Raw genomic sequence first — 15,250 nt, 5'->3', positions numbered from 1 at the left:
AGCAACCTTGGTTGACTAACGCGGAATCAGTCAACTATGGTTGCTTGCATGCCGGGAGAAGAACCGTCCGTTCCCGAGGAGCCCGCCGAGGCGCTGGCGGCGGTGGTGGCGCTGCGCCGCCTGGCCGACCGGCTGGAGGACGCCGCCGTCGAACGGGCCATGCGCGAGGGCTGGAGCTGGCCCGAGGTGGCCGAGGCCCTCGGCGTCACCCGCCAGGCGGTCCACAAGAAACACGCCAAGCGGCTCATCGCCGCGGGCGTCGCGCTGCGAAGGCGACGATGAGCGCGATCGGCCACCACAGCACCGCGATCATGAAGCGCCCGCACGCCGAGGCCGCGGGCCGGATGACGAGCGCCCGCCGCACCTTCGCGCACGAGAGCCGGTAACCCGCTCTCCACGGCCCCGGCGGCGCCATCCCCTTCCCTTGTCGCACCACGGCCCGGCGCCACGCCGCGCCGCGATGCGTCATGCCCTCCTCCCGGGCGCCCCCGCGGGGCATGCCCCCACCCGAGAAAGGCGACCACATGACCACGAGCGGGAAGGTCGCGCTCGACGTCGACGGGCTGCGCATGCGCTACGGCGCCGTCGACGTCCTGCGCGACGTCACCTTCCAGGCGCACCACGGCGAGGTGCTGGCCCTGCTCGGGCCCAACGGCGCGGGAAAGACGACGACGATCGAGATCCTGGAGGGCTTCCGCTCCCGGTCCGACGGCCGGGTGGAGGTGCTCGGCAGCGATCCCGCGCACGGCGGCGAGGCGTGGCGGGCCCGGCTCGGCATCGTGCTGCAGTCCTGGCGCGACCACGGCAAGTGGCGCGTGCGCGAGTTCCTCGCCCACCTCGGCGGCTACTACGCCGCCTACTCCACCGCCCGGATCACCCGCCCCTGGGACCCCGACGAGCTGATCCGGGCGGTCGGCCTCACCGAGCACGCGGCCAAGAAGATCAGGACGCTGTCGGGCGGCCAGCGCCGCAGGCTGGACGTGGCGATCGGCCTGGTCGGCCGCCCCGAGCTGCTGTTCCTCGACGAGCCCACCGCCTCGTTCGATCCCGAGGCCAGAAGCGAGTTCCACGACCTGGTGCGCGGCCTGGCCGGCGCGCGGGAGACCACCGTCCTGCTCACCACCCACGATCTGGACGAGGCCGAGAAGCTCGCCGACCGCATCCTGATGCTGCACGGCGGCCGCATCATCGCCGACGGCACGCCCGGCGAGCTGGCGCGGCGGATCACCGGCGAGGACGAGGTGCGCTGGCTGCGCGACGGGCGCCGCTTCACCCGCAGAACCGCCGACTCCACCGGCTTCGCCCGCGACCTGTTCGCCCGGTACGGCGCGCGGATCCAGGAGCTGGAGGTGCACCGGGCGTCCCTGGAGCAGACCTACCTCACCCTGGTACGCCAGGCCGAGTCCACCAGCGGGCCCGCCACGCGGGACACCACGGAGGCCACCCGATGAACCCGGTCACGACGGCGCTGCGCGCGGGCCGGTCCCGCGGGCTGATCGAGCTGCGGCAGTCCTTCACCAACGGCGCCGACCTGGTCTCGCACTTCGTGTGGCCCGGGCTGATGGTGGCCGTCCTGTTCTTCATGCGCGACGCCTCCTTCGGGTCCGGCGGGCTCCTGCTGGGCACGCTCGCCCTGCCCGGCGTGCTCGGCATGAACGCCGCGTTCGGCATGATCGGGATGAGCCAGCAGCTCACCGCCGACCGCGAGGACGGCACCCTGCTGCGCGCCAAGGCGACCCCGCACGGCATGCCCGCCTACCTCACCGGGAAGGTGATCTCGGTCTCCGGCGTCCTGCTCGCCGACCTGGCCATCTTCCTGCTCCCCGCGACGCTGATCGTGGAGGGCCTGCGCACAGGCCCCGGGGCGTGGCCCACGCTGGCCTGGGTGCTGGCGCTCGGCATGGCGGCGACGCTGCCGCTCGGGGCGATCATGGGCTCGGTGTTCACCAGCGTCCGCGCCCAGGGCCTGCTCCAGCTCCCCGTCTTCGCCGTCGTCGGCATCTCCGGCGTCTTCTACCCGATCACCGCGCTGCCCGGCTGGGTGCAGGGCGTCGCCCAGGTCTTCCCCGTCTACTGGATGGGCCTCGGCATGCGCTCGGCCCTGCTGCCGGACGCGGCGGTCGCCGTCGAGATCGGCGCGTCCTGGCGGCCCCTGGAGACCGCCGGCGTCCTGACGGCGTGGGCGGCGCTCGGCCTGCTGCTCGCCCCGGTGGTGCTGCGGCGGATGGCCCGCCGCGAGTCCGGCTCCCGCGTGGCCGCCCGCCGCGACCGCGCCCTGCGACGGGTCGGCTGACCCGCCCGCGCGAGCGGGCCGAGGAGATCCGCGATCGCGCCCGGGGGGCCCATAACGCCTGGATATGAGAAGTTGTTGCTTTCCGTAGCGGGTGTCCGGTGTCAGCGTGAGGGGAGGCGGTGTGCGGCCCGGTCGCGCCGCGGACGTGGAAGGGAGGCACGTGACGTGAAGCGCCTGGTCCGCCTGTGCGCGGTGGTGCTGGCGGCGGTGATGGCCGGAGGCCTCGCCGACCCCGCGCTCGCCACCCCGCCCGAGCCCGACTACACCGTCGCGCTGACCGAGACCTCGGGCACCACCGACCAGGGGGGCGTGGCGAGCACCACGTTCACCAGCACCGTCATCACCGGAGGCACGACGATCGCCCTGTCGGCCCGTGGCGCGCCCGAGGGGGTGACCGTGACCTTCGCCCCCGAGTACACCTACAGCGGCGGCGGCTCGGCCATCGCGATCACGACCTCGCGCGCCACGCCGCCGGGCACCTACCCGATCGCCATCGACGCCCGGGCCGGCATCAGCCACTCGGTGACCTACACCCTCACCGTCCTGCCGGTCGATCCGGCCAGCGACTTCACCGTGGCGCTCGGCGACCCGGCGCCCACCGTCGACCGCGGGACCTCCGGCGCCGTCACCCTGACCAGCGCCACGGGCGGCGCGGCGCCACAGACCGTGGCGCTGTCGGCCGTCGTCGCCCACCAGGGCATCGGCGTGTCCATCGCGCCCGCGACGATCACCAGCGGCGAGAGCAGCGTGATCACGCTGTCCCCGGCGAACCTGCCGTTCGGCTCCTACAACGTCATCGTCTACGCCACCGGTACCGTCAGACGTGCCGCCGTGCTGCGCCTGACCGTACGGGACGGGCGTCCCGACGACTTCTCCGTCCGGCTGCTGCCCGCCACCGCGACCGTCGACCCCGGGCAGGGGGCGAGCACGACGGCGCTGCTGCAGACCACCCAGGGCCGCAGGCAACGGGTCACCTTCTCCTCCTCCGGCGCGCCGGAGGGCGTGACCGTCACCGGGTGGCCCAGCCCGGCCGACAGCGACGCCTACGTCGCGGTGCGGGTGGTGGTGGGCCAGAAGGTCCCCGGCGGCACCTATCCGATCACCCTGGCCTTCACCGGCGCCGTCACGCGCACCGCCACCTACACCCTGACGGTGCGGCCCCGCGTCATCCCCGCCTGGCAGGCCGGCCACGTCTACTTCGTCGGCGACCTGGCGCTCTACGACGGCGTGGTCTACCGGTGCACCTACCAGCACACCTCCATGCCCGGCTGGGAGCCGCCGCGGATGCCGAGCCTGTGGGCCCTGTGGTGACGGGTGGAGAAGGGGCCCGCAGCGCTCAGCCGCCGCGGCCGCCCGGGGACGGTTCGTGCCGGCGGGGCACGCCGGTGCGGCCGGTGGTGACCAGGACGCCGGTCTCGGTGTAGCCCGCGGCGCGTTCCCCGACCTGCGGCGGGCCGGAGGTCAGGGACGCCGCGCGGCCGCCGGCCGGCAGCGTGCCGCGGGGGCGGACGCCGTGATGCGCGTGCCCGCCCGGGCGGGCGCGGCCCGCCCGGTCAGAGCGGCCGGAATCCCCGCCGTGGTCATGACCGCGATGCTCTTTGTGAAAGCCATTTTCGTTTTCCTTTCGCGTGGGCTGAAATGCGCGGCCGGCCGGCGCCCCGGCGGCCGTCCGTCCTTTTGCAGAAGCGGCGTGCGGCCGTTTTCCGTGCCGGTGGCCGGCGTGGGCCTTTGACGGTTCCGAGCGTGCCGCCCGCCGCGCGAGTACCGCTTTCATGGCGCCTTAGTGGCTGGTCAGAGGGGTTCGCCGCAGATTGTTCCGCTCGCCTTCCCCCGCGCGGGCTACCGTAGATTCAGGGCGGGGGTCAAGGGAGGTCGCGTGGCGGATGCCCTGGAGACGATTCGGTTTTCGTTACTGGGTCCGCTGAAAGCGTGGCGGGATGAGGAGGAAATCGACCTGGGCTGGGCCCGGCAGCAGGCGGTCCTGGCGGTGCTGCTGCTGGAGATGAACAGGCCCGTGTCCGTCACCGCGCTGGTCGACGCGGTCTGGGGGCACGACCCGCCGCGTAACGCGCGCAGCACCGTGCAGACCTACGTCAGCCGCCTGCGGCGCGTCCTGCAACCGGGCCTGACCTCGAACGCGCCGCAGGCGATCCTGGTCTCCACCGACGCCGGCTACCAGGTGCGCGGCGATCCGTCCGAGCTGGACGTCGTGGCCTTCGAACGGCATCTGACCGCGGCCCAGGACCATCGCGAGCGGGGCGACCACGAGGCGGCGGCCCGGCGGGTGACGGCGGCGCTGGCGCTGTGGCGGGGTGAGCCTTTGGGCGGCCTGCAGGGGCCCCGGGCGGAGGCCGAGCGCAGGCGGCTGTCGGAACGTCACGGCCTCGCCAGGGAACTGCTGGCGGCGATCCGCGTGGAGCTCGGCCAGAGCACCGAGGCCATCGCCGAGCTGACCCGGCTGATCGGCGACTTCCCGTTGCAGGAGCGCCCGCGCGGCCTGCTGATGCTCGCGCTGTACCGCGCCGGCCGCCAGGCGGACGCCCTGGCGGCGTTCCAGGACGTCCGCCGGCTGCTGGCCGAGGAACTCGGAATCGACCCGGGACCGGAACTGCGCGACCTGCACGAGCGGATCCTGCGCGGCGAGGACGACCTGGCGGGACCGGTGCCGCGGCTCCCGGCCGCCGAACCGGTTCCCGAACCGGCTCCCGCACCGGCTCCCGTCGCGGACGAGGACGCCGGGCGCGTCGCCGCCCCCGGCGCCCACCACCGCCTCGACCGGGCGGCACGTGAGCTGGCGCTGGCCGTCGCCCACCAGTGGACGGCCGAGGCCGCGCGGTCCCTGTACCGGCCGAAGCCCGTCCGCGTGCGCTGGTCCAGTACGGGCCGGCCCATCACCGCCACCGCCTCCGCGGTGCTGGGCGAGGAGCGGGCGGCGCGGGCCGAGCGCGTCGATCTGCGCGGCGATCTGGAGGAGCTGGTCGCGGCCTTCCGGCGGCTTCCGGCGCGTCAGCTCGTGATCCTCGGCGAGCCGGGCGCGGGCAAGACGGTTCTGGCGACCCTGCTCACCCTCGGCCTGCTGGAGGCCCCCGAGCCGGGCGAGCCGACACCGGTGCTGGTGCCGCTGTCGTCCTGGAACCCGCGCCGCGATCACCTGCACACCTGGCTCGCCGGCAGGCTGGTCGAGGATTACCCGGGCCTGGCCAACCGGACGGCCTACGGCCCGGACGCCGCGGCGCGCCTGGTGAGCACCGGACGCGTCATGCCGGTCCTGGACGGCCTCGACGAGACCCCGCCGGGCCTGCACGCGCTCGCGATCGACGCGCTCGACCAGGCGATCGCCGGCGGCCGCCCGCTCGTGGTGACCTGCCGCAGCACCGAGTACGAGAAGGCGGTCCAGCACGGCGGCGCCATCCTGGCCAGGGCGGCGGTCGTCGAGATCGAACCCGTGGACCTCGACGAGGCGATCACCTACCTCACCGCCCGCCGCCGCCTCGGGGAGGACCGCTGGAACCCCGTCGCCGACCACCTGCGGGCCCATCCGGAGGGCCCGCTGGCGTCCGCGCTGGCCACCCCGCTCATGGTGGACCTCACCCGAGGCGCCTACGCCGACCCCACCGGCGACCCCGCCGAACTGCTGGACGCCGTCCGCTTCCCCGGCCAGGCCGAGATCGAGGAACACCTGCTCGACGCCTTCCTGCCCGCCGCCTACCGGCCGCGTCCGCCCGCCCCCGGCGCGCCGCCTAACCCCGCGCCCCGATACCGGCCCGAGCAGGCCGAGCGGTGGCTGACCTTCCTCGCCGGTCACCTGCGGCGCCGGCACACCCAGGATCTCGCCTGGTGGGAGCTGGCCGACGGCCTCCCGCGCCGCACCAAGGGGCTGGTCCTCGGACTCCCGCCCGCCCTGCTGTCCGGGCTCACCGGGTGCCTGGCGGCGGGACCGGCGACCGGGCTGGTCTACGGGGCCTCGTTCGCGCTGGCCGGCGTCATCGCCGGCGGGCGGGGGAGACGGCGGGGGCCGGTCCGGGTCGAGACCCGGTTCCGCGGCACCACCGTCCGCTTCCTCAGCCGGTTCGCGATCGGCCTCGCGGTCGGCGTGGGGCTCGGGCTCGGCTGGTCGCTTCCGCTGCCGGTGACGCTCATGCTCTGCGCGGTCTTCGGGCTGGCGACCGGCTCGCACGTGTGGCTGGACACCCCGGCCGACGCGACGCGGGCCTCCAGCCCCTCGGCGGTCCTGCGGCAGGACCGCGCCGCCACCCTGTCGCTCACGCTGTCCACCGTGCTGACGCTGGGCCTGTTCTACGCGACGGCCTACACCTTCAGCGGCGACGTGCGGGTGATCCCCGTGGTCGGCGGCGTCTTCGACCTCGAACTGGCCGTGCCCGCCGGCCTGGCGGCGGCCCTGCTCGGCCGTTCCCTGTTCGGCCGGGTCGGCGCGGTGACCTACGGGCTCGCGGGCGCGGCCGTCGCCGGCCAGGTGATCGCCACCACGAGCACCTTCGCGTTCGGGCTCCTCGTCGGCCACCTCTTCGGGCTCGCGGTCGGACTCGCCGTCGCCTCCTCCCGGGCGTGGGGCGCGTTCGCGCTCACGCGCGTCTGGCTGGCCGTGACGGGACGCGCGCCGCTGCGCCTGATCCGGTTCCTGGACGACGCCCACCGGCGCGGCGTGCTGCGCCAGACCGGCGGGGTGTACCAGTTCCGCCACGCCCGCCTGCAGGACCACCTCGCCAACGGCCGCTAGCCCGCCGCTCGCCGGGCCGGTCATCTCCGGCCGGCCTCCTCGACGGACTTGAGGACGGCGTCGGCGATCGAACGCGGGTCGACGCCGAAGTGCTCGCGTACGGACTCTCGGGTGCCGGAGAGGCCGAACCCGTCGGTGCCGAGGGAGGTCCACGGCCGGTCGATCCACGGGCTGATCTGATCCGGCACGGCGCGCATCCAGTCGCTGACCGCGATCACCGGGCCCTCGGTCCCGGCCAGGGCCCGCTGGAGGTAGGGCACTCCGGAGGAGGTCATCGCGTCGCGGCGCAGCTCGCTCCACGAGGTGACCGACCAGACGTCGACGCCCACGCCGTACTCCTCCTGGAGCAGCCGCTGCGCGGCCAGCGCCCAGTGGATCGCGGTGCCGCTGGCGAGCAGATGGGCCTGGCCGCCGCCGGAGGAGTACCGGTAGATGCCCTTGAGAATGCCCTCGCGCACCCCCTGGGGCATCGCGGGCTGGGCGAGCGGCTCGTTGTAGAGGGTGAGGTAGTAGAAGACGTCCTCGCCATCGGGCCCGTACATGCGCCGGAGCCCGTCGCGCACGATCTCCGCGACCTCGTAGCCGAAGGCGGGGTCGTAGGCGAGACACGCGGGATTGGCGGAGGCGAGCAACTGGGAGTGCCCGTCGGCGTGCTGCAGCCCTTCGCCGGTCATCGTGGTCCGTCCCGCGGTGGCGCCGATCAGGAATCCGCGGCCGAGCTGGTCGGCCAGCGCCCACATCTGGTCGCCGGTCCGCTGCCAGCCGAACATCGAGTAGAAGATGTAGAACGGGATCATGGCCTCGCCGTGGGTGGCGTAGCTGGAGGCGGCGGCCGTGAACGACGCCATCGATCCCGCCTCGGTGATGCCCTCGATCAGGAGCTGGCCGTCGACCGCCTCCTGGTAGGACAGCAGCAGGTCCCGGTCGACCGACTCGTAACGCTGCCCCAGCGGAGAGTAGATCTTCGCGGTGGGGAACAGCGACTCCATGCCGAAGGTCCTGGCCTCGTCGGGGACGATGGGCACCCAGCGGCGGCCGGTCTCCGGGTCCTTCATGAGGTCCTTGACCAGGCGGACGAAGGCCATCGTGGTGGCCACCGGCTGCTTGGACCCCTTCTGCAGGGACTGGAACGGCCGCTCGGCCGGCGCCGGCAGCGGCCGGTGGGACACGGTTCGGCGGGGGATGGGCCCACCCAGGGCGCGGCGGCGCTCGGCCACGTAGCGGACCTCGGGCGAGTCGGGCCCGGGGTGCAGGTACGGCGGCAGGTCCGCGTCGAGTGCCTCGTCCGGCACCGGCAGTCCGAGCCGGTCGCGCAGCGCCCGGAACTCGTCCTGGGTGAGTTTCTTCATCTGGTGGTTGGCGTTGCGCGCCTCCACGCCGGCCCCGAGCGTCCACCCCTTGACGGTCTGCACGAGGATCACCGTCGGCGCGCCGTGGTGGTCGAGGGCCCGGCGGTAGGCGGCGTGAACCTTGCGCGGCTCGTGGCCGGCCCGTGAGCCGCCGACGACGCGCCGCAGGTCCTCATCGGAGTACGGCACGTCCAGCCCGTGGAACAGATGCCGCCTGATGTAGGCCCCGGTCGAGGTGGCGAAGGTCTGGAACTGCCCGTCCGGCATCTCGCCCAGCCGGGACACCAGCTCGTTCGAACCGAGCAGCCCGTCCCATTCGGCGCCCCACAGGGCCTTGACGACGTGCCAGCCCGCGCCCCTGAAGACGCCTTCGAGCTCCTGCACGATGCGGGTGTTGCCGCGTACCGGCCCATCGAGCCGCTGCAGGTTGCAGTTGATCACGAAGGTCAGGTTGTCCAGCCCTTCGCGGGCGGCCAGGGTGATGGCCGCCGTGGACTCCGGCTCGTCAATCTCGCCGTCGCCGAGGAAGGCCCAGACGTGGCTGAGCGAGGTGTCCTTGATGCCGCGGTTGTGCAGGTAGCGGTTGAACCTGGCCTGGTAGATCGCGTTGAGCGGCCCAAGTCCCATGGACACCGTGGGGAACTGCCAGAACCCGCTCATGCTGCGCGGGTGTGGGTACGACGGCAGCCCGCCCTCGGGCTCGCGCCGGAACAGGTCGAGTTGGCCCTCGGTCAGCCGTCCCTCCAGGAACGCGCGGGCGTAGACGCCCGGGGACGCGTGGCCCTGGAAGTAGACCTGGTCATGACCGCCGTGGAAGAAATGGTTGAACCCGACCTCGTACAGCCAGGCCGCCGAGGCGTAGGTGGCCAGATGGCCACCGAGGCCGAGCCGGCTGCCCCTGGTGATCATCGCCGCCGCGTTCCACCGGTCGTAGGCCGCGATCCGCTCCTCCAGTTCGAGGTCACCGGGGTAGCCGGGCTCCTCCGACGTCGGCACGGTGTTGATGTACCGGCTGCTCGTGGCCAGCCGCTTCAGCAGGTATTCGGCCCGTTCGGGGCCTGCCGCCCGGCGGACCGCCTCCAGCGATTCCAGCCATTCCGCGGTCTCCTGCGGGTCAATGTCCTTCTCCATATCTGCATTAAACACCCTATGATCGATCATCGGATGTTTCTGTCCGGCATTATGGGACTGTGAAACCCGTCATGCGACTCCCGCTTCGTGAACAGATCCGGCAGGCCGTGCTCGACGGCCTGATCAGCGGCCGATGGGAGCCCGGTGACCGCGTGGTGGAACGGCGCATGGCGGCGGAGCTGGGCGTCAGCCAGGCTCCGGTGCGCGAGGCGCTGCGCGAGCTGGAGGCGCTCCGGCTCATCGAGTCCTCGCCGCACAAGGGCGCGCGGATCCGCCGGATCACCGCGACCGACCTGCGCGAGATCTACGAGGTGCGGGCGGGCCTGGAGGAGACGGCCGTGCGGCTGCGTCGCCCGCCCGTCGAGGCGCTGCGGGTCCACCTCGCCGGCCTGCGGCAGGCCGCGGCCGCCTCCTCCCTGTTCGACCAGGTACGCCACGGCGTCGCGTTCCACCGCGAGATCGTCGAAGCCTCGGGCAACGACGTGCTCCTGTCGGTGTGGGAGTCACTCGGCATCGAGGTGTGGACGCACCTGTCGATACGGCTGTTCCGGATGCGGCTCTGTGAGAACGCCGCCGACCACGAGCCGCTCATGGCGGCGTTCGAGCGCGGGGACCCCGACGCGGGGACTCTGCTTCGCGACCACATTCTCGGCTACGCCCCGCTTGACTGATCACACCTGGTCTCCGCCGTTCCCCGGCCTCGGTCAGGGGGAGAGCAGGTGGGTGCGCCGGCCGTCGTGGTCGAGGATGGCGAGGACCTCGGCCGGGCCGTCGTGGGAGCCGAAGGCGTGGGGGATCATGGTGGAGAACTCCGCAGCCTCGCCGGCCTGGACGCGGATGGTGCGCTCGCCGAGCAGCAGCACCAGCGTCCCGGACAGCACGGTGAACCAGTCCCTGCCGGGGTGGACCTTCATCTCGTCCACGCCGCGCCGCACGGGCTTGGTGAAGCGGATCCTCGCCACGGTGAAGCCGTGCGGGCCGGAAGCACCGCTCAGCGTCCAGGAGGTCCGGCCCCGCGCCTCGTCGTGCCGGGGTTTGATCACCACGTCCTCGTCGCCGACCGGTTCGACGAGCTGGTCCAGGGTGGTGCCGAGGGCGCGGGCGAGGGAGGTGAGCTGGTCCAGGCCGATGCGCCGGTGGCCGGTCTCGATGCGGCTCAGCGTGGAGGGGCTCATGTAGCAGCGCCCGGCCAGCTCGTCCAGCGACCAGCCGAGGGCCACCCGCATGCCCCTGATCCGCTGGCGCACCAGGACGTCCACGGGATCCTCTTGCGTCATACGCAAGATGGTATGCCCACCGAGCAAGCGGCTCGTAGGGTCGGACCATGACGAACCACACCCACCATCATGGTCACGCCGGTCACGGCCACCACCACGGCGCCGCGCACGACGACGCCGCCCTGGCGGAGATGCTGGACCTGGACGCCGAGATCCTGCACCCGATGGTGTCGGAGATGACCGCCTGGCTGGCGGACCTGGCCGGCGAGCCGGCTCCGCGGCGGATCCTCGATCTCGGCAGCGGGACCGGCTCCGGCGCCTTCGCGCTGCTGCGCCGGTTCGACGGCGCCGAGGTGACCGCCGTGGACGCCTCGGACACCATGCTGGACCGCCTGCTGCGCAATGCCCGCGAGCAGGGGCTCGCCGGCCGCATCCACGCCGTCCGCGCCGACCTGGACGAGGGGTGGCCCGCCGTGGGCGCCGCCGACCTGGTGTGGGCCTCGGCGTCCCTGCACCACCTGGCCGACCCCGGCCGGGTGTTCGGCGAGGTGCTGGCCGCGCTGCGCCCCGGCGGGCTGTTCGCCGTGCTGGAGATGGAGTCCTTCCCGCGGATCCTGCCCGACGACCTCGGCGTGGGCCGTCCCGGGCTGGAGGCGCGCTGCCACGCCGCCCTGAAGGAGCGCCGCCGCCATGACATGCCGCTCATGGGCGCCGACTGGGGCGAGCTGCTGTCGGAGGCCGGCTTCGCCGTCGAGGCCCGGCGCGACCTCACCCTCACCCTGACCACCCCGCCCCCGGGCCTCGCCGGCCGCTACGCCCAGGTCATGCTGGACCGCCTGCGCTCCCACCTGCGCGACGACCTGGACGCCGGCGACCTGGCCACCCTGGACGCCCTCCTGGAGACCGGGGGACCCCACGACGTCCGGCACCGGACCGACCTGACGGTCCGCGCCACCAGACCGGCGTGGGTGGCCCGCCGCCCCTGAGCCGGCCCCGGCAGGTCACATCGACATCCCCCCGTCCACGGGCAGCACCGCCCCGGTGATGTACCCGGCCTCGCGGGAGGCCAGGAACCCCACGGCCGCGCACATCTCCGTGGGGTCGGCGAACCGGCCCATGGGGATGGCGGCCGTCATCTCCTCCCGCTTGGGCGGCGGGATGGAGGCGATCATGCGGGTCTCGGCGTTCGGCGACACCGCGTTGACCGTGATCCCGAAGCGGGCCAGTTCCTTGGCCGCGGTCTTGGTGAACCCGACGATGCCCGCCTTGGCCGTGGAGTAGTTGGCCTGGCCGACGTTGCCGCGCAGCCCGGAGTAGGAGGTGACGTTGACGATCCGGCCGTAGCCGCGGGCGCGCAGGTGGGGCACGACGGCCCGGGTCATGCGGAAGGTGCCGCCGGCGTGGACGGCCATCACCCGCTCCCAGTCGTCGTCGGTGAGCTTCCACAGCACGGTGTCCCTGAGGATCCCCGCGTTGTTGACCAGCACGTCCACCCGTCCGTGCCGTTCCACCACGGCCGAGACGGCGGCGTCCACCGAGGCGGTGTCGCTCACGTCGCAGCGGGACCACCCCGCGCCGATCCCGGCCGCCGCCGCGGCAACGCCGTCGCCGTCGGAGTCCAGCAGGTGGACCCGCGCGCCGGCGCCGGCGAAGAACCGGCCGATCGCGTGGCCGATGCCCTGCGCCCCGCCGGTGACCAGGACGACCTGCCCGGAGTAGTCGAAGGTCATCGTGGTCACGACAGGCGCTCCAGGAGCATCGCCATGCCCTGGCCGCCGCCCACGCACATGGTCTCCAGGCCGATCTGGCGGTCACGGGAGCGCAGCGCGTTGATGAGCGTGGCGGTGATCCGGGCCCCCGTCATGCCGAAGGGGTGCCCGAGGGCGATGGCCCCGCCGTTGACGTTGAGCTTGTCCTCGCCGACGCCGAGCGCCCGCGCCGAGGGGATCACCTGGGCGGCGAACGCCTCGTTGATCTCGACGAGGTCGACGTCGCCGATCGTCATGCCCGCGCGGGCGAGCACCCGCCGGCAGGCGTCCACCGGGCCGAGGCCCATGATCTCCGGGGACAGGGCCGACACCGCGGTGGCGACGATCCTGGCCAGCGGGGTCAGGCCCAGTTCGGCGGCCTTGGCGTCGCTCATGACGACCAGGGCCGCGGCGCCGTCGTTGAGCGGGCAGCAGTTGCCCGCCGTGACGGTGCCGCCGGGGCGGAAGACCGGCTTCAGCGCGCTCACCGCCTCCAGGGTGACGCCCGGGCGCGGCCCGTCGTCGGCGGTGACCACGGTGCCGTCGGGCAGTGTGACCGGGCTGATCTCGCGGGCGAAGAACCCGTCGGCGATGGCCTTCTCGGCGAGGTTCTGGCTGCGCACGGCGAAGGCGTCCTGGTCGCGCCGCGACACCTCGGCGTGCTGGGCGACGTTCTCGGCGGTCTGACCCATGGTGATGTAGAGGTCGGGCGGCGCGCCCGTCCCGCGGGGGTCGGTCCAGGGGCCCGCCTCGTCGATCCGGTCCCGGGTGCGGCGTTCGGCGGCGGCCAGGCGCGGGTTGTGCGTGCCGGGCAGGTCGTCGGCCACGCCTTGGCCGTAGCGGCTGACCGTCTCCACGCCCGCGGAGACGAACACCTCGCCTTCGCCGGCCCTGATGGCGTGGAAGGCCATGCGGGTGGTCTGCAGGCTGGAGGAGCAGTAGCGGTTGACCGTCACACCGGGCAGGTGGTCCATGCCGGCCAGCACCGCCACCGCGCGCGCCAGGTTGTGGCCCGACTCCCCGGCCGGCTGGGCGCATCCGAGCATCAGGTCGTCGATGTCGTGCCGGTCCAGCCCGGGCACCTTGGCCAGCGCCGCCTCGACCATCTGGACGGCGAGGTCGTCGGGCCGCATCGCGGCCAGCGCCCCCTTGCGCGCGCGTCCGATCGGCGACCGCGCGGCCGCGACGATCACTGCTTCCGGCATGGGTGTTCTCCTTCGTGTGTCACCGGATCGTGCCACCGGTCCAGGTCACGGGCTCGTGTCACCGGCCCGCTCACGACGCCGGCCCCTCGAGCGCCTGCCAGCGCGGGACCGGCGTCCTGCCGTTCGGGACGCGCAGCAGCCGGGGGTAGCCGTACTCGCGCAGCGTCTCCAGGGTGTGCTCCCGGCCGTAGCCGCTGGCCTTCACGCCGCCGAAGGGGCTTCCGGTCAGCATGCGGTTGTAGTTGTTGACCAGGGTCATGCCGACCTCCAGGCGGCCGCAGATCGCCATCGCCCGCGAGACGTCCGCGGAGAAGACGCCCGCGATGAGGCCGTACTCGGTGTCGTTGGCGATCGCGACGGCCTCGTCGTCGCCGGCGAAGCCCATGATCGCGGTCACCGGCCCGAAGATCTCCTCGCGGGCGACGCGCATGTCGCGGGTCACCCCGTCGAGGACGGTGGGGGCGACGTAGTACCCGCCCGCGAGGCCGGGGTCGGCGGGCAGAGGCGCCTGCGCGCGGACCGTCGCGCCCTCGGAGACGCCGATCCTGATGTGGTCGAGGATCCGGTCGCGCTGGGCGGCGGTGACCACCGGGCCGACGTGCGTGCCCGGCCGGGCGCCCGAGCCGACGACCAGCCGCTCGGTGGCCCGCGCGAACAGCGACACGAACTCCTCGCGCACGGACTCCTGGACCAGGATCCGCGACGCGGCGGTGCAGGCCTCGCCCTGGTTGAAGAAGGCCCCCTCGACGGCCCAGGCCACGGCCGAGTGCAGGTCGGCGTCCTCACAGACGATCAGGCAGTTCTTGCCGCCGAGCTCCATCAGGGTCGGGGTGTGGTTGACCGCCGCCGCCTGGATGACGGCCCGGCCCGCGCCCGGCGAGCCGGTGAACGCCACCTTCCTGACGCCCGGGTGGGTCACCAGGATCCGGCCCTGCTCCGGCCCGCCGTGCACCACCGACACCACGTCGTCGGGGAGCACTTCGGCGACGAGCTCGCAGATGCGGGTCGGCGTCATCGGGGTCTGCTCGCCGGGCTTGAGCACGACGGCGTTGCCGGCCGCCAGGGCCGGCGCCAGCTTGCCTCCGGTGTGGATCGGCGGCCAGTTGAACGGGATGATCGCGCCGACCACCCCGTACGGCACCAGCTCGGTGGTGTCGAGCGAGAACGGCGTGTGCCGGGCCTGGCCGTGCTCGGCGACGATGGCTCCGGCGAAGAAGTCGAACAGGCCGACGCAGGCGAACACGTCGCCGCGCGCCTGGTCCAGCGGCTTGCCGTTCTCCCGGGTCTCGATCCGGGCGATCTCCTCGGCGTGGGCGCGGAGCGTGCCGGCGACGGCGTTCAGCGCCCTGGCCCGCTCGGCGGGAGGCCGGGACGCCCACACCGCCTGGCCGGCGGCCACGCGTTCGACGGCCTGGCCGATCTCCTCGCCGCTGTGCGGGCGGACCCGGGTGATGGGCGAGCCGTCGGCGGGATCGTTGACGACGAAGGGGTCGAGATCGCTGCGGCTCGCCCATCGGTGCTGGTAGAGCTCCACTGGTGCAGTCCGTTCTGCTGGTTCCGGTGCGGACG

The 15,250-nt window shown here is 73.4% G+C and carries 13 protein-coding genes; 7 read left to right on the top strand and 6 right to left on the bottom strand.

The features are described 5' to 3' along the window. Window positions 1–48 precede the first annotated feature (48 nt). The 4 genes from BJ981_RS36330 (at window position 49) to BJ981_RS36315 (ending at window position 3,604) form a co-directional block, all read left to right on the top strand. Entirely contained in the window at window positions 49–282 is a 234-nt protein-coding gene (locus tag BJ981_RS36330) for a helix-turn-helix domain-containing protein (protein ID WP_184618035.1), read from the top strand. 242 nt (window positions 283–524) lie between these two features. Next, window positions 525–1,451 carry an ABC transporter ATP-binding protein gene (locus tag BJ981_RS36325; RefSeq protein ID WP_184618034.1) on the top strand — a complete coding sequence of 309 codons (927 nt, stop codon included), beginning with the start codon at window positions 525–527 and terminating at the stop codon, window positions 1,449–1,451. Next, window positions 1,448–2,293, top strand: coding sequence for an ABC transporter permease (locus BJ981_RS36320; RefSeq protein WP_184618033.1), 846 nt, complete (start codon window positions 1,448–1,450; stop codon window positions 2,291–2,293). The genes BJ981_RS36325 and BJ981_RS36320 overlap by 4 nt, the downstream gene beginning before the upstream one ends. 165 nt (window positions 2,294–2,458) lie before the next feature. Continuing rightward, complete coding sequence (locus BJ981_RS36315) at window positions 2,459–3,604, top strand: carbohydrate-binding protein (protein WP_184618032.1); 1,146 nt, start codon at window positions 2,459–2,461, stop codon at window positions 3,602–3,604. Between the two features lie 150 nt (window positions 3,605–3,754). Here the strand turns inward: BJ981_RS36315 and BJ981_RS36310 are convergent, their stop codons facing one another. Next, window positions 3,755–3,904: a hypothetical protein gene (locus BJ981_RS36310; protein ID WP_184618031.1), complete on the bottom strand. Its 150-nt coding sequence runs from the start codon at window positions 3,902–3,904 to the stop codon at window positions 3,755–3,757. A gap of 265 nt (window positions 3,905–4,169) precedes the next feature. On the opposite strand from BJ981_RS36310, the gene BJ981_RS36305 reads away from it, so the two are divergent. Next, window positions 4,170–7,031, top strand: coding sequence for a BTAD domain-containing putative transcriptional regulator (locus BJ981_RS36305; RefSeq protein ID WP_204070106.1), 2,862 nt, complete (start codon window positions 4,170–4,172; stop codon window positions 7,029–7,031). A gap of 20 nt (window positions 7,032–7,051) precedes the next feature. Here BJ981_RS36305 and aceE read toward each other — a convergent pair whose 3' ends face one another. Further along, a complete protein-coding gene (aceE, locus tag BJ981_RS36300; protein ID WP_239139077.1) occupies window positions 7,052–9,511 on the bottom strand; it encodes a pyruvate dehydrogenase (acetyl-transferring), homodimeric type in 2,460 nt (819 codons plus the stop codon). A gap of 71 nt (window positions 9,512–9,582) precedes the next feature. On the opposite strand from aceE, the gene BJ981_RS36295 reads away from it, so the two are divergent. Continuing rightward, window positions 9,583–10,182: a GntR family transcriptional regulator gene (locus BJ981_RS36295; RefSeq protein ID WP_184618029.1), complete on the top strand. Its 600-nt coding sequence runs from the start codon at window positions 9,583–9,585 to the stop codon at window positions 10,180–10,182. A gap of 33 nt (window positions 10,183–10,215) precedes the next feature. On the opposite strand, the gene BJ981_RS36290 is transcribed toward BJ981_RS36295, so the two are convergent. After that, window positions 10,216–10,788, bottom strand: coding sequence for a helix-turn-helix domain-containing protein (locus BJ981_RS36290; protein ID WP_184618028.1), 573 nt, complete (start codon window positions 10,786–10,788; stop codon window positions 10,216–10,218). A gap of 47 nt (window positions 10,789–10,835) precedes the next feature. Between BJ981_RS36290 and BJ981_RS36285 the strand changes: the two genes are divergently transcribed. Then, window positions 10,836–11,714 (top strand): class I SAM-dependent methyltransferase, encoded by an 879-nt coding sequence (locus BJ981_RS36285; protein WP_184618027.1) that lies wholly within the window; start codon window positions 10,836–10,838, stop codon window positions 11,712–11,714. A gap of 15 nt (window positions 11,715–11,729) precedes the next feature. Here the strand turns inward: BJ981_RS36285 and BJ981_RS36280 are convergent, their stop codons facing one another. The 3 genes from BJ981_RS36280 to BJ981_RS36270 all read right to left on the bottom strand — a co-directional run bounded on the left by BJ981_RS36280 (window position 11,730) and on the right by BJ981_RS36270 (window position 15,215). After that, window positions 11,730–12,458 carry an SDR family oxidoreductase gene (locus BJ981_RS36280; RefSeq protein WP_204070133.1) on the bottom strand — a complete coding sequence of 243 codons (729 nt, stop codon included), beginning with the start codon at window positions 12,456–12,458 and terminating at the stop codon, window positions 11,730–11,732. Between the two features lie 5 nt (window positions 12,459–12,463). After that, window positions 12,464–13,681, bottom strand: a complete 1,218-nt coding sequence (locus BJ981_RS36275) for an acetyl-CoA C-acetyltransferase (protein ID WP_184618025.1) — start codon at window positions 13,679–13,681, stop codon at window positions 12,464–12,466. Window positions 13,682–13,751: 70 nt separating this feature from the next. Then, window positions 13,752–15,215 carry an aldehyde dehydrogenase family protein gene (locus BJ981_RS36270; RefSeq protein WP_204070105.1) on the bottom strand — a complete coding sequence of 488 codons (1,464 nt, stop codon included), beginning with the start codon at window positions 15,213–15,215 and terminating at the stop codon, window positions 13,752–13,754. Window positions 15,216–15,250: the final 35 nt, after the last annotated feature.

The sequence above is a fragment of the Sphaerisporangium krabiense genome (assembly GCF_014200435.1).
In the GTDB taxonomy this organism is placed as follows: domain Bacteria; phylum Actinomycetota; class Actinomycetes; order Streptosporangiales; family Streptosporangiaceae; genus Sphaerisporangium; species Sphaerisporangium krabiense.
The sequence above is the reverse complement of the archived record's forward strand: the minus strand, read 5'-3'. Positions and strand labels throughout refer to the sequence as shown.

Bases quoted from the DNA above. Each gene is read 5' to 3' on its own strand.
- BJ981_RS36330 (WP_184618035.1), top strand. From the start codon at position 49: ATGCCGGGAGAAGAACCGTCCGTTCCCGAGGAGCCCGCCGAGGCGCTG.
- BJ981_RS36325 (WP_184618034.1), top strand. From the start codon at position 525: ATGACCACGAGCGGGAAGGTCGCGCTCGACGTCGACGGGCTGCGCATG.
- BJ981_RS36320 (WP_184618033.1), top strand. From the start codon at position 1,448: ATGAACCCGGTCACGACGGCGCTGCGCGCGGGCCGGTCCCGCGGGCTG.
- BJ981_RS36310 (WP_184618031.1), bottom strand. From the start codon at position 3,904: ATGGCTTTCACAAAGAGCATCGCGGTCATGACCACGGCGGGGATTCCG.
- aceE (WP_239139077.1), bottom strand. From the start codon at position 9,511: ATGGAGAAGGACATTGACCCGCAGGAGACCGCGGAATGGCTGGAATCG.
- BJ981_RS36295 (WP_184618029.1), top strand. From the start codon at position 9,583: ATGCGACTCCCGCTTCGTGAACAGATCCGGCAGGCCGTGCTCGACGGC.
- BJ981_RS36290 (WP_184618028.1), bottom strand. From the start codon at position 10,788: ATGACGCAAGAGGATCCCGTGGACGTCCTGGTGCGCCAGCGGATCAGG.
- BJ981_RS36285 (WP_184618027.1), top strand. From the start codon at position 10,836: ATGACGAACCACACCCACCATCATGGTCACGCCGGTCACGGCCACCAC.
- BJ981_RS36280 (WP_204070133.1), bottom strand. From the start codon at position 12,458: ATGACCTTCGACTACTCCGGGCAGGTCGTCCTGGTCACCGGCGGGGCG.
- BJ981_RS36275 (WP_184618025.1), bottom strand. From the start codon at position 13,681: ATGCCGGAAGCAGTGATCGTCGCGGCCGCGCGGTCGCCGATCGGACGC.